The 13,933-nt window shown below is 40.0% G+C and carries 10 protein-coding genes; 1 reads left to right on the plus strand and 9 read right to left on the minus strand.

Annotation, left to right across the window (positions count from 1 at the left end; all coding sequences use genetic code 11):
• Positions 1 to 143: 143 nt before the first annotated feature.
• Complete coding sequence (gene hydG / locus B5X70_RS08895) at positions 144 to 1,529, minus strand: [FeFe] hydrogenase H-cluster radical SAM maturase HydG (protein ID WP_232468370.1); 1,386 nt, start codon at positions 1,527 to 1,529, stop codon at positions 144 to 146.
• 240 nt (positions 1,530 to 1,769) lie between these two features.
• Between hydG and B5X70_RS08900 the strand changes: the two genes are divergently transcribed.
• Entirely contained in the window at positions 1,770 to 4,025 is a 2,256-nt protein-coding gene (locus B5X70_RS08900) for a sensor histidine kinase (protein ID WP_079557553.1), read from the plus strand.
• Positions 4,026 to 4,027: 2 nt separating this feature from the next.
• On the opposite strand, the gene B5X70_RS08905 is transcribed toward B5X70_RS08900, so the two are convergent.
• From B5X70_RS08905 to lpxB, 8 genes are all read right to left on the minus strand, one after another.
• Positions 4,028 to 4,534, minus strand: coding sequence for a SixA phosphatase family protein (locus tag B5X70_RS08905; RefSeq protein ID WP_079557554.1), 507 nt, complete (start codon positions 4,532 to 4,534; stop codon positions 4,028 to 4,030).
• Positions 4,535 to 4,654: 120 nt separating this feature from the next.
• Positions 4,655 to 6,754, minus strand: coding sequence for a polyphosphate kinase 1 (gene ppk1 / locus B5X70_RS08910; RefSeq protein ID WP_079557555.1), 2,100 nt, complete (start codon positions 6,752 to 6,754; stop codon positions 4,655 to 4,657).
• A 97-nt stretch (positions 6,755 to 6,851) separates the two neighbouring features.
• Entirely contained in the window at positions 6,852 to 7,352 is a 501-nt protein-coding gene (locus B5X70_RS08915; RefSeq protein ID WP_079557556.1) for a metallophosphoesterase family protein, read from the minus strand.
• 9 nt (positions 7,353 to 7,361) lie between these two features.
• Positions 7,362 to 8,567: a tRNA 2-thiouridine(34) synthase MnmA gene (mnmA, locus tag B5X70_RS08920; protein ID WP_079557557.1), complete on the minus strand. Its 1,206-nt coding sequence runs from the start codon at positions 8,565 to 8,567 to the stop codon at positions 7,362 to 7,364.
• 132 nt (positions 8,568 to 8,699) lie between these two features.
• A complete protein-coding gene (gene dnaN, locus B5X70_RS08925) occupies positions 8,700 to 9,827 on the minus strand; it encodes a DNA polymerase III subunit beta (RefSeq protein WP_079557558.1) in 1,128 nt (375 codons plus the stop codon).
• 375 nt (positions 9,828 to 10,202) lie between these two features.
• Positions 10,203 to 11,915, minus strand: a complete 1,713-nt coding sequence (gene gldG, locus B5X70_RS08930; protein WP_232468371.1) for a gliding motility-associated ABC transporter substrate-binding protein GldG — start codon at positions 11,913 to 11,915, stop codon at positions 10,203 to 10,205.
• Between the two features lie 18 nt (positions 11,916 to 11,933).
• Positions 11,934 to 12,665 carry a gliding motility-associated ABC transporter permease subunit GldF gene (gene gldF, locus B5X70_RS18315; RefSeq protein ID WP_232468372.1) on the minus strand — a complete coding sequence of 244 codons (732 nt, stop codon included), beginning with the start codon at positions 12,663 to 12,665 and terminating at the stop codon, positions 11,934 to 11,936.
• Positions 12,666 to 12,786: 121 nt separating this feature from the next.
• The gene (lpxB, locus tag B5X70_RS08935; protein ID WP_079557559.1) at positions 12,787 to 13,920 is read right to left on the minus strand and encodes a lipid-A-disaccharide synthase; all 1,134 of its coding nucleotides are present in this window, start codon (positions 13,918 to 13,920) and stop codon (positions 12,787 to 12,789) included.
• Positions 13,921 to 13,933: the final 13 nt, after the last annotated feature.

Genomic DNA, 13,933 nt, shown 5'->3' on the forward strand with positions numbered 1-13,933 from the left:
TCAATGTTTTCAAACCTTTCCCGATATGCTCCGAAACTTAAAACCATCAACTTAAAACCTTAAACTAAAAACCATAAACTCAAAACCATAAACTTAAAACAATCAACTAAAAACCTTTAACTTATAACCTTTAACTTTAAGCCTCAAAAATACAGATCCCTCTGACCTTTTTTAATCAAATCCAGGCGTTCAATCAACTTATCTTTAAAAGCATCATCCGGATAATGCTCCAGGTTATCGGTAATCAGCTGATAACCTTTTATTTTAATTTCATCCGAAGCGTAATCTTCAAGATATTCAGCCAAAGTAAGCATGGCATTGGGTTGGCAGAATCGCTTGATAAAACCCGGTACCGAAAACTCCATAAAATGCTCGCCTGTTCTGTTTAATCTGTAGCATGCAGTACAAAAAGAAGGGATATACTCCTTTTCAATTAATTCAGTCATAACCTCCTGTAACGAGCGGTTATCGTTAATCTCGAACTGTTCAGCATTTAGATTTTGCTCTGGTTTTTGATTGGAATATCCTTTCATCTCAATATTGGTTCCACCATCAATTTGAGATACACCAAACTGCAAAACTTCATCACGCACATGCCAAGGTTCTCTGGCTGTAAGTATTAAGCCGGTATATGGCACGGCCAGCCTCAATATGGCTACAAGTTTAGTAAAATCGGCATCGCTCACCGCATATTTCTGATCGATGGTATATCCCGAAGCCTTTTTAATACGTGGAAAAGAGATGGTATGTGGACCTACATTATAGACAGCCTCGAAATGATTGACATGCCTAACTAGGCCTAAAATCTCAAAACGCCAGTCGTACAATCCGAGTAAAGTACCAATTCCCACATCATCTATTCCTGCTTCCTGTGCTCTGTCAAGTGCTGTCAAACGCCAGTCATAATCCCGCTTTTTCCCTCCTTGATGAACTTCCAGATAAGTTTCTGGGTGGTAAGTTTCCTGAAAAACCTGGTAAGTTCCTATTCCGGCCTCTTTGATGGTTCTGAAACCCTCAACATCAAACGGCGCAGCGTTGATGTTGACTCGTCGAATTTCGCCGAAACCCTTTTTCACTCCATAAACCGTACAAACCGACTCCGCAATAAATTCCGCATTATATTGGGGATGTTCGCCAAAAACAAGAATGAGACGTTTATGTCCGGCATCTTCAAGGATCTCCACCTCTTTAACTATCTCCTCTTTATTTAGCGTTACTCTCAGCTGATCTTTATTGGTTGCTCTGAATCCGCAGTAGGCGCAATTATTGGTGCAATAATTCCCGATGTATAATGGAGCAAACAACACAATTCGACGACCATACACCTGTTCTTTCAGTTTCCGTGCACCATCTTTTATGGCTTCAATGAGCAATGGATCAGTCGTGTTAACCAAAACAGCTGTCTCTTCAAGTGTGAGACGATTTTTGTTCAAAGCTCGATCAATAACTTCCAGCACCCTTTCTGCTGATGGATTTTTAAACCCATTAATATAATCCCATATTTCATTGGGATCAATAAAAGGTGTCATGGATTTGTCCCCGATCTTGTATTTTTGTGGCTGGTATATCATCATTTCTTCTTGAAATCATTCAGAAAATGCAGCTCTCCTGAAACAGTAAAATTAACACTCCTTTTGCATTCATCCATATAGATTAGAAAAAATAATCAAAAAACAATATTGATTAAACTAAACTTATGTCAGATTACCCTCACAACCTTTTTAATTTAGAAAATTTCCTATAACTTGTGAGTAAATTATCACGACTTTATGATACGAAAAAATCAACTGTTAGTAATTCTGTTTATCCTGACTACAGGAGCAACAGTTGCTGATACTTGCGTTAAACTGACAGATATCGTCATCATCAACTCATACCATACTACATTCAAGTGGACACAGGATCTGACCAATGCCATAATCAAAGAACTGCCTGAAAAAGATAATTACAGGCTCTTTGTTGAATATATGGATACAAAGAAATTCCACACGCAACCTCAATTGGAAGCCTTCAGAAATTACATGTTTGAAAAATATAAAGGGATAAATGTACAGGGCATTATTTGTAGCGATAATCATGCCATGGAATTCATTCTAAAATATGGAGATGAGTTGTTTGGCAAGGTACCGGTGGTATTTTGCGGGGTAAATAACATCAGGGACTTTAACATTGACACCACCCGTTATCGGGGTGTTGCTGAAGATATTGACATTGAATCAACCCTTAGACTCATTGAAATAGTTCAGCCTGAGATAGAAGAGTTGATTGTAATATCTGACTCAACTTTATCCGGCCTGCTCTTCGTTAACCAATTCAAGAATGCTATAGAACCAGAGTTCACACACCTAAACTATGAGATTATTTATGCTACAACTCCCTTTCAATTAAAAGAGCAACTTTCGGCATTTCCTGAAAATAATCGCGCCATATACCTTCTGAGTTTATACCTGGATAGAGATGGTTCGTCTCGGGACATCATTCTAGAGGCCGATTTTATCAGGGAATCTCTCGATGTTCCTGTATATGGGAATTGGGACTTTTTGTTTGGTAATTTTATAGTTGGGGGTTCTGTTATAAACGGAACCGATCAGGGGATAGAAGCAGGAAGAGCCATGCGGAAGATACTCTCCGGCCAGGCCGAACAGGTTCCATTTCTTATAAAGACTCCTCAACATGTGATATTTGATTATGCTCAACTAAAAAGATACGATCTCATCATACCCAGAGAAGGCTACATAACATTCATTAACCGGCCTGAAAACCTATTTCGAAAATATCAAAGGACGATTATTATAGGTGGTTCTGTGCTTATATTTTTTGTAACTGCCATACTTATATTGCTGCATATACTCAATCAGAAAAGAATCATTGAAAAAAGACTCCGCAAAAGTGAGAATCGTCTGGAACTAGCTCTGGAAGGATCTAATACCGGATTATGGGACATCGATTTTGAAAACAAAACCATTTATCTAAATAAACGATTATCTCGTTTTCTGGGATATGATGATAAAATTGAAACAAACTTTAATATCAAGATGGTAAGAAATCTGTTTCATCCTGAGGACATTGACCAGATAAGAGAAGCATTTATCATGCACGTTAAAGGAACCAACAGAGGATTTCACGGTGAATTCAGATTAAAAACAGATAACGGAGAATATGGATGGCATAGCGTACATGGAAGGGTTACTGAGTTTAATGAATCAAACAGACCGGTAAGGATGGTTGGGATACTTACCGATATTAACTTTCAAAAAGAGTTTGAGAACGAACTACATAAAGCACGTAACCGGGCGCTTGAAAGCGACCGGTTAAAATCAGCATTCCTTGCCAATATGTCTCATGAGATTCGCACACCAATGAATGCCATCATTGGTTTTTCGGACATCATCCTTAAAGAAAAAATGAGCAGCAAGGAGGCTGAGAAATACCTGAAAATGATATTAAAAAGCGGAGAAAGTTTGTTAAACCTAATCAACGACATCATTGATATCAGTAAAATTGAGTCGGGACAAATTCAGATTAAACCAGAAACATTCGATCTGCACACGCTGTTGCAAAACATTGAAATGGTGGCAAAAACATTGATTAACACCAAGAACAAAAACATTGCATTTGTCGTAAAAAAAGGAAACACAAAAAAGGATTTCTTCATTGAATCTGATCCGCACCGAATTGAACAAATCATTTATAACCTGATCAATAACGCGATAAAATTCACTAATTCCGGATCAATTGAACTTGCCTATTTTATAAATAATGATCGGCAAATTGAGTTTTCGGTGACCGATACTGGAGTTGGAATTGCCTCAGAAGACCAGTCTCTTATATTTGAACGATTCCGCCAAGCAGGAAATGGTGATCACCATACAGCCGGCACCGGATTGGGACTGGCCATTTCCAAAAGTCTGATTGATTTAATGGGCGGTCAGATATCTGTTGAATCGGAGCCCAAAAAAGGCTCTTGTTTTCGATTTGTTATTCCCTGTCGGGTAAAATCACAGCTATCAGGAATCCATTTCTGAAATTACTTTTGAACTTTCAACACCTTAGGATAGATAAAGTATTCTTTTCGTCCTTTTCCTACTTCCATATCGCTCCATTTTGTAATTGGGAAAGAAATTACGGTACTTGCCGTGGTAGGAAAATGGAACATATCCTGTCCGCTCAATCTGATGCTTAACATAGCAATGTCCGGATTATGCCCAACCACCAGAGCTGTTTTTGCCTCGCCACACAATTGCGAAATGCCATGCAACATTCCGGCAGTGGTATCACCATCATAAATAAAAGATGCTTGTTGAATGGTCATAATGTCCAAATCAAAAACTCTGGAGAAAATCTCAGCAGTTTGAAGAGCCCGGGTTGCCGGGCTTGAAATAATCACGTCGGGGTGGTAACCTTTTTCCTTAAGATCCCTTGCCACCAAGGTAGCATCTTTATGTCCACGCTTTTTCAGTTTTCTTTGAAAATCTGATCCTGCATCACTATATGCCTCTGTTTTGGCATGTCTTACTAATATCAATCGTTTCATGTGTCAATAATTTGTTTATAAGTTACTCCCGAAGCCTCGGGAGAACTCGTCCCGAAGTCTCGGAACTCGTTTCATAATGTTTTTATTGGTATCTGCTCTTCTGAGTTTGTAGGCGAATATTTAAACTTCAAATAAATCGCCATTGTAATCCGGTTCTTTGGCAGCCAACATATTAAAAGTACTCCATTGAGATCTGATCCGCTCATAGCCATCGTGTTCTACCTTAATATTATTAAGTTGATGGTCAATATACCTGGCTTTCACGTTGTCTCTTAACTGAAGGTTTAAAATATCAAGCAGTTCTTCTAGAATCTCCTCGTCATCAACAGGAAATGCGATCTCAATACGTCGGTTAATGTTGCGATTCATCCAATCTGCAGAAGTCATGTATACCTTTTTATTACCGCTGTTTCCAAACACCCATATGCGAGCGTGCTCCAGGTAGCTGTCAACAATTCTGCGGATGCGAATATTTTTACTGAATGGCTGGTCGGGAACCACGCTGCATATTCCGCGAACAATGAGATCAATTTTTACACCAGCATCGCTTGCTTCGTACAATTTATTAATAAAGGTTTTATTTTGAATGCCATTCATCTTTAAAAGAATGTATCCCTCACCTCCGTTTTGAGCCAATTCGATCTCACGATCGATATAGCGCATTAAATCCTGCTTAAAATTAAATTGAGTAACTAGTATTTTATTAAAAACCGGAAGTTCACTTTGGTCTTCCAGATAATTGAAAAGCCTCTCTAGATCATAAATATACTCATCTTTGCATGTAAAGAATCCATGATCTGCGTACAAACGAGCCGTTTTTTCATTGAAATTCCCTGTGCTTAAATAGGCATAAGATCTTTTCCGCACACCTCCTGCACGGCGGATGACCAGCGCCATCTTGGCATGAACTTTTAGTCCAGGCAGACTGTAAATAATCCTGACTCCGGCCTTCTCCATCAGGCGTGCCATTTGGAGGTTATTCTCCTCGTCAAACCTTGCCTTTACTTCAACAAAAACAGTGACTCGCTTTCCATTTCTGGCGGCATTGATCAGTGCGTTTACAACGGCCGAATTTGAGGCCACCCTGTACTGAGTAACCTTAATCTCCTCCACTTTTGGATCAAGCGATGCTTCATTTAAGAATTTTAATACAAAATCAAAAGACTGATAAGGATAATGAAGCACCCGATCCTTGATTTTGATGGCTGAAAACATAGAACCATACTTCCGCAGTGCTGCCGGCTGAATGGGTGATGGATGATTCATTTGCAGACGAGGCGAAAACGGGTTTGGGAAAGAGAAAAAATCCTGAAAACTTAAGTAACGCTCACCTGCCAGCATATCTTCTTTATAAAGGCCAAAAGTCTCTTTCAATATCTGAAGAAATTCCGAAGGAATTGCTCGATCATAAGTAAACAAAGTGGGCTCTCCAACTTTTCGAAGCCCGATGTTGCGCCTAATTTTCTCCACAAGATTTCCACTGAATTCATCCTGAATTCCCAAATCTGCATCTCTCAAAAGTTTTATGCAGTAACTTGAATCAACATCATAGCCCGGAAAAAGCTCCTGCAAATTGAATCTTACCAGATCATCCAAAAAAAGGAAGTGATATTGTCCTCCCAAATCCGGCAATCGAATAAAGCGCGGCAGGTCATTGGTAGGCAACTTAACAATGGCGTAACGGGGTCGTCGCTTCTTTAGTCGTTCGGGATCATCGGTATTTTTTTTTCTAAAAAGTTTGATGGCCAGATACAATCTGTTATCCCTTAAGAACGAGCGTGTACCGCGAGTTAAAAGAACCGGTTGCAGATAGGGAATAACCTCACGATAAAAATAGTCCCGGATAAAAGTCTGATGCACTTTGGCAGGAGGCTCAAACCCTTGATACAACATAAGCCCTTCTTCATATAATCCGGCCAGAATCTCATTATGAAAAATTCGACTAAAATCGATCAATTGTTTGTCAACAATGGTGTTGATTTGCTTAAGCACCTTTACGGGCGATGCTCCCTGAATTTCATCGACTTCTTCAGGATCAAAATTATATTTATATTCTGCGACTCTTACCTTATAAAATTCATCCAGGTTGGATGAATAGATAGCCAGGAATTTCAAACGCTCATAAAGCGGCAGTCTCTTATCATCGGCCTCCTCAAGAACCCGATAATTGAATGATAGCCAACTAATATCACGATTGAAATATTTCGGAACATTTACCATATAAAACCCAATTACTCACTCGTATGTTGCTCTCTAAAATATTAAAAAAAACAATACCATTGAAGAAAAGACCGCAAGACTTTTACTTATCTGCAAGTTAAACGCGCACCGGTGAAAGTTCGATAACTTCCATATCGCTGATATTTCCTTCATCCAGAACAAACCTGATCGCAGTTCGTACTAAGTGAAAACCATATTTACCGGCAGCTCCGGGATTTACATGTAACAAATTTAATGATGAATCGTTCATCACTTTCAGAATATGACTGTGGCCGCAAATAAAAAGTTTTGGGGGATTGGAATAAATGACCTGTTTTACTTTGGGTGCATATTTGCCGGGATACCCCCCAATGTGAGTCATTAAAACATCTATCCCTTCAATGGTAAATCGTTGAAGTTCGGGTACTTTTCGCCGCAATTCCGCTCCATCAATGTTACCATAAACAGCCCTTACCGGTTTAAAAGACTCCAGTTGATCTAAAACTTCTTCACAGCCTATATCACCGGCATGCCAAACCTCATCAACATCTTTAAAAAGTTCGAACAATCGTGGATCCAACCAACTGTGTGTATCAGAAATCAACCCGATTTTTTGCATATATAATAACTATCCAATTACACCTGAACCAATTAATTCGTCATCGCGATACCATGCAGCAAACTGTCCGGCTGTGACTCCTCTTTGCGGCTCATCAAAAACGATAAACAGACCATTGGTTCGCCGAATTATTAAAGCGTCTTGCAAAGGCTGCCGGTATCTGATACGTACTTTTAACCGCATCGATTGACCAATTTCAAGTGCCAAATCAGGCCTGATCCAATGAATTTCCGAAGGTTGAATCTGAATAACTGAACGGAATAACCCGTTATGCTCCTGCCCCATTCCAACATAAACCTGGTTAAAGTCCACGTTAATTCCAATCACAAACAGGGGCTCCGGGAAACCGCCTATGTTGAGCCCCTTCCTTTGTCCGATGGTATAAAAATGAGCCCCATTATGTTCGCCAACTCTGCTTCCAAATTTTGGATGAAATGGAAATGGTTTTGAAAGTTCCGCCAGTTCGTCGTCTGTGGAATTTTCATCTGCCCTGCTCCAATCTCTCTGAAACAGTTCACAATTTGGTTCAACCAGAAACACCTTCCCCTTTTTTGCTTCAAGCTTTTGCTGCAAAAAGACAGGCAGGTCAACTTTCCCTACGAAACAAATTCCCTGTGAATCCTTTTTATGAGCCGTTACCAGTTTAAGTTCATTGGCTATTCTTCTTACTTCAGGCTTTTGCAAATCACCTATGGGGAAAAGCGCCTTCTCTAATTGCTTTTGAGATAACTGGCACAAAAAATAACTCTGATCCTTGTTCTGATCGGCGCCAGCTAGAAGTTTGTAAACCGGTTGTCCGTTAATTATTTCAGTTTCTTTCCGGCAATAGTGTCCCGTGGCCACATAATCAGCACCAAGGCGCATGGCTTCATCCATGAACACGTCAAACTTGATCTCACGATTACAAAGCACATCAGGATTTGGGGTACGACCCTTTTCATATTCGGCAAACATATAATCGACAACCCTTTTCCGGTAATGATCGCTTAAATCAACAAAATGGAAAGGAATATTCAGTTTACGCGCAACAGATTCCGCATCAAATTTATCATCAAGCCAAGGGCAATCAGCCTTTAACACACCGGTGGTATCGTGCCAGTTTTTCATAAACAACCCAATAACATCGTATCCCTGCTCTTTCAGAACAAATGCTGCAATGCTAGAATCCACGCCTCCCGACAAACCAATAACTACCTTCTCTTTTTTAACTGACATGCTAACTAAAATTTTGAATAGACAAAGATAGAGTTTTTAACCTGATTAATAAATACAGATTTCAAGATACACAAAAGGCTGTCCAAACCATGTTTGGACAGCCTCCGTAAAATATTAAACGTATGATCAGAATTATGCGTTAATCATCATCGGCATGATCAGCATCAATTCATCTTCATCATCACTTTTTTCGTAAGGTAATACAATAGCGGCTCTTGAAGGATCTGATAACTCAATGATGATATCACCAGAATTGATATTCTCAAGAATATCACTTAAAAACACCGATTTGAATCCGATCTCCATTTCATCACCGTCATACTGACAATTAAGTTTCTCAAAACCTGAAATTGAGAAATCAATATCCTGTCCGGATACCACCAGTTCATCTTTACCAAGATGCAGCTTCACTAAATTGGAAGCCTGGTTTGAGAATATCGATACCCTACCAAGTGAGTTGGCCAGATCAACTCTGTCAACTACAGCTTTATTGGGATTGTCCTGTGGAATCACAGCATTGTAGCTGGGATAATTACCCTCAACAAGTCTGCAAACCAATTTATAGTTTGGCAGGTTAAAAAATGCATTTTTATGGTCAAATTCAATCATTACATCACCACTTTCGCGAGGCAACACATTTTTCAATAAGCCTGCGGGCTTTTTAGGAAGAATAAATGATGCTTCAAACTCGCTCTTGGCATCCAATCTTCTATAGCGAACCAGTTTATGCGAATCGGAAGCCACAAAAGTAAGGCTCTCAGAAGACAATTCGAATAAAATACCGTTCATTACTGGTCTCAGTTCGTCGTCGGCTGTAGCAAACAGGGTTTTGGTAATACCTGTAAGCAACATTGAAGCAGGAACCTGCAATTTACTAGCCTTATCCTCATCAATTTCAGGAATAACAGGATAGTCATCACCAGCTTGCGCCACAAAATTGTACTTTCCTTTTTCCGAAACCATATCAACCATGAGCGAATCCATAGCTAATTCAAAAGTTAGAGGCTGCTCCGGAAGCTTCTTAAGAACCTCTAATAACATTTTAGAAGGCAACGCAACTTTCCCATCGCCTTCGGTGCTTTCGGTTTCCATGGTGGTAGTCATGGTAACCTCCAGATCGGAAGCTGTGATATTCAGGGTAGTTCCATTTAAATCGAACAGGAAACAATCAAGCACCGGTAACTGACTTTTTGTAGAAATTGCCCGGCTTATGGCCGTCAGGTGCGACAGCAATTCGGAGCTGGATACGACAAACTTCATAGTTATTTTGTTTTATTTTAATGCATTAAGTACTTTTCTTTCTTCTCAAATATATGAAATATCAATTAATTTTTGATTGAATTCCTCTTCTGTTTTTCATGAAAAAACTAAAAAGTCATTGTGATGTTTTATATCATAAATACGGCAAAGCATAAAAGCTTAAAAAGCGTTCGAATATACAAATTTTTGAAACAGATGAGGCTGTCCAAAAAGTAAATTTAAATTTTCCTTATCTTTCAAATCGTAAATTACACGTTAATAATTCACCCCTAAATCCCCTAGGGGACTTTAAGTCTCCCACTATGGGGAGGTTTGGTGGAGTGAAAGCAAGGTTGTTTTACAAATTGTAAGTATTGAATATTATTAACAGACTTTTTAGACAGCCTCATCAACTCCCTTATGTTTTCCAAAAGTAAACTTACGCCATACTGGAAGCGTCACCCCAATCAACAACAGAAAAAGAAGCGGTACCAAAACATTAATGGTTTGCCAAAACTTAATTTGTGAAGATAATTTCTCCCTATCAAGCAAACGAAGTTCATAATTTCTGGTTCTTAGCTCCATCCAACCTTCATCGTCAACCAGATAATTGATGGCATTAAGAATAAATTGCTTGTTTCCAAAGGTCTGGTTGCCCATTTCATCAAACCCTAAGGGCATGGCACGTGGCGATGCTCCATGGCGGTTTCTCACTTCATTTTTAATGATGTCGCCATCTGCTACCACTATCATACGGGTTGGTTCACTCCGGTGTCGTACTTCTGAAGCTTCCATTTCAATACCCGGGGGTATTAACCGATTTGCAAAAACCGATGGAAATGAGCCTTCCATTGCTACTGCAACAGGCACATATGAACTTCGGAAATCCTCTCTTTCCGGTCGTTCGTTTACCATGGCAAGAGAAATATATACAGGAACCGGCAATCGTCGGGTAAATCTGCTGGTATGCAACAAAACCTCACGGTATATGTCTTCCGGACTCCCAACGGTATCAATGCTGCTGACAAATTCTCCTCTTACTGCATTCAGATTGCGGGTAACCGGGTGTTCCATATTAACATTCAGAAGCGGGTTAAAAAGCCATGGAACCGGAACGAATCTGGGTTGCTGACCGTCTGGAGCGGTATTTATAGGAATCATTGCTGCCTGAATATCCTGCAACAACTCATGGTTGATTCGAACTCCATATCTGAAAAGCTGGTCGGAAAGATTTACATCCGTTGCCAATCCAACTGTTTGAGTGGCACGTCTTAAACTGTCGAGCGTTACATTAACGGCATCCACCAACCAAAGAACCTTACCTCCTCGCATGATGTACTGATCGATAATAAACTTGTCGCTCTCGGAGAAACGCTCCTGTGGTTTGGCAATGATGATGGCTTCGTAATTATCTAAAACCCATGGATCGCCTGTCAAAGCGCCCCTGTCCACCTGGTAGTAGTGTGACAAAGCTTCGGTAATATCATACACATCCCATTCATCCAATTCTCCATGCCCTTCCAGAAATGCAACGGCAGGAATCTCATCAGTTGCGAGACGTCGCATGGCGTCGGTAATTTTATACTCCAGCGATTCCATAGATATATTCAGGTTCTCAGCACCCGATTTTCCCGGCAGATTTTCCAATAAATTCACAGGCAGCTCATACCCATCTATATGAAAAATTGCGTAAGGAAAAACATTGGTTTGTGTTCTCCGACCATCAGCTTCGGCCTCATAAACGGGAACGGGAGAAAGCCCCCACTCCCGAAGTTCTTCACGGATGTTTGCATCGGTAGCAGGATCCACAAATTCATATTGTATAGCACCTCTTGATACCAAACGGAACTCATCAAGTGTTTCACGAGTGGTACGTGCCAACCTCTGAAAACCTACATTGAGATCTCCATGTAAATAGACTCTTACTAATACCTGATGATCGAGATTACGTAAGTAATCTCTGGTGACAGGAGCCAGTGTATATCGCTTTTCTGCGGTTAAATCAATTCGAAAAAACCAGTTGGATGAAATCAGGTTAACAACTATAATTATAGCAAAAACCAAAGCCAGCTGAATTAAATCTTTTTTGCGGGGGTTGAATCTACTCATCTCCTTCATTTTAAAAATTTACCACTTACGGCTTCCCAAAACGGTTTTTGTTAACACTAAAAAGAAAGTTATAATACCGACAAAATATACCAAATCGCGCGAATCAACAACCCCACGGCTGATTGATTGATAATGCTCATCAATTCCTAACTGAACCAGAAAACCTCCAATGGGACGAAAAAACGGTAAAACTGCCATGGACTGTATTCCACTGTAGAAGAAAAAACAGATGACTACGGCAATAACAAAGGATACAATCTGATTTTCTGTTAAAGCCGAAGCAAATAACCCGATGGATGCATAGACGGCGGCAAGTAGTACCAGCCCGATATATGACCCCCAAATGGCTCCGTGGTCAATGTGCCCCACCGGCTGAGCGAGGTAATGTACAGAGATAAAATAGACCAAAGTGGGTATCAGAGATATGACCACCAAAGTCACCCCGGCCAGATATTTACCCAACACAATGTGCCAATCAGTTAAAGGATTAGTCATAAGCAACTCGATGGTGCCTGATTTTTTTTCATCGGCCAGCAAACGCATGGTGACTGCCGGAACTAGAAATAGATACAACCAGGGTGCAATCCAGAACAGAGAATCCAGGGTAGCATAACCTCCGAAGGGAATATTCAGGTTTCCGGGAATGACCCACAAAAACAGTGCTGTCATTAACAGGAATACGCCTGCTACCAAATAGCCCGTAAGTGAGCTGAAAAACGACATGACTTCTTTTTTCCAAAGTGCCAGCATAATACAGAACAAATTATTAGAAACAAGATGTTTAGACTGATGGGTTAGGTTTAAATTTCTGTGACCTCTGCAAATTTAAAGATTTGCATAAAACATATATTTTAAGCAATCCCAAAGGATTTTATTCACTTAAAGTATCGGCCATTAATCTAGCGGTACGTTCACTGCTGCCAGGCCCTCCCATTATAAAACTAAGTTCATCGTAACCTTTAAAAACTTTGTTACGATGAGATTCATCGTAACATAACTTTTTCAATTCATCAAGCAATGCCTCGGTCGAAAAAGAACTCTGAAAGAGTTCTTTAATCACTTCGCGCTGCATGATCAGATTCACCAAAGAGATGTATGGTACTTTTATAATCACCCGCTTAGACATAAAATCAGTAAAAACTCCTCCCCACATTTTGTAACATACTACTTGCGGACAATTAAGCAAGGCCGCTTCGAGGGTTGCGGTGCCGGAAGTCACCATGGCGGCATGGGCATGCTGCAACAAACTGTATGTTTCATCAAACAAAACCTTGGCCTCCTTCACATTTTGAAGATATGGCTCGTAATGACTCATGGTGAAAGATGGTGCACCAGCTATAACAAACTGAAAATCGGGAAAATGAGGCATCATCGTCACCATTTCAGGCAGCAAACGATGAACTTCTTCTTTGCGACTGCCGGCAAGCATGGCTATGATGGGTTTTCCGTTTAACCCGTTACGAACTCGAAACTCCTCTCCCGTTTCGTTTTTATTCTTCCTCTGATCAATTGAATCCAATAAAGGATTCCCTGAATATATGGCATTTATGCCATATTTGGCAAAAAAATCGGTTTCAAAAGGTAAAATAGAGTAAACTCTATCAACATATTTTCTAATTTTCTTTACACGACTCCTGTTCCATGCCCAAACCTTTGGTGCAATGTAGTAAAACACCTTAAACCCGCTTCTTTTAATAAATTTGGCCATTCGCAGGTTGAAACCAGGATAATCAACCAAAATTACGACGTCAGGTTGATAGTTGAGAATGTCTTTTTCGCATTTTCTAAAATTCCTGAATATGTTGAACAGATTCTTTACCACTTCAAAAACACCCATGTAGGCGGTATCTCTGTAATGAGCCACCAATTGTCCGCCTTCGGCAGCCATTAAATCGCCTCCCCAATAGCGAAAATGCGCCATATTATCGTTTTTTTTAATCTGGCGCATCAGGTTTGATGCGTGTAAATCGCCGGATGCTTCGCCTGCTATTATATAGTACTTCACCTAAACAACTATT

Origin of the sequence: Alkalitalea saponilacus (genome assembly GCF_900168165.1) — a bacterium.
GTDB lineage: Bacteria > Bacteroidota > Bacteroidia > Bacteroidales > Marinilabiliaceae > Natronoflexus > Natronoflexus saponilacus.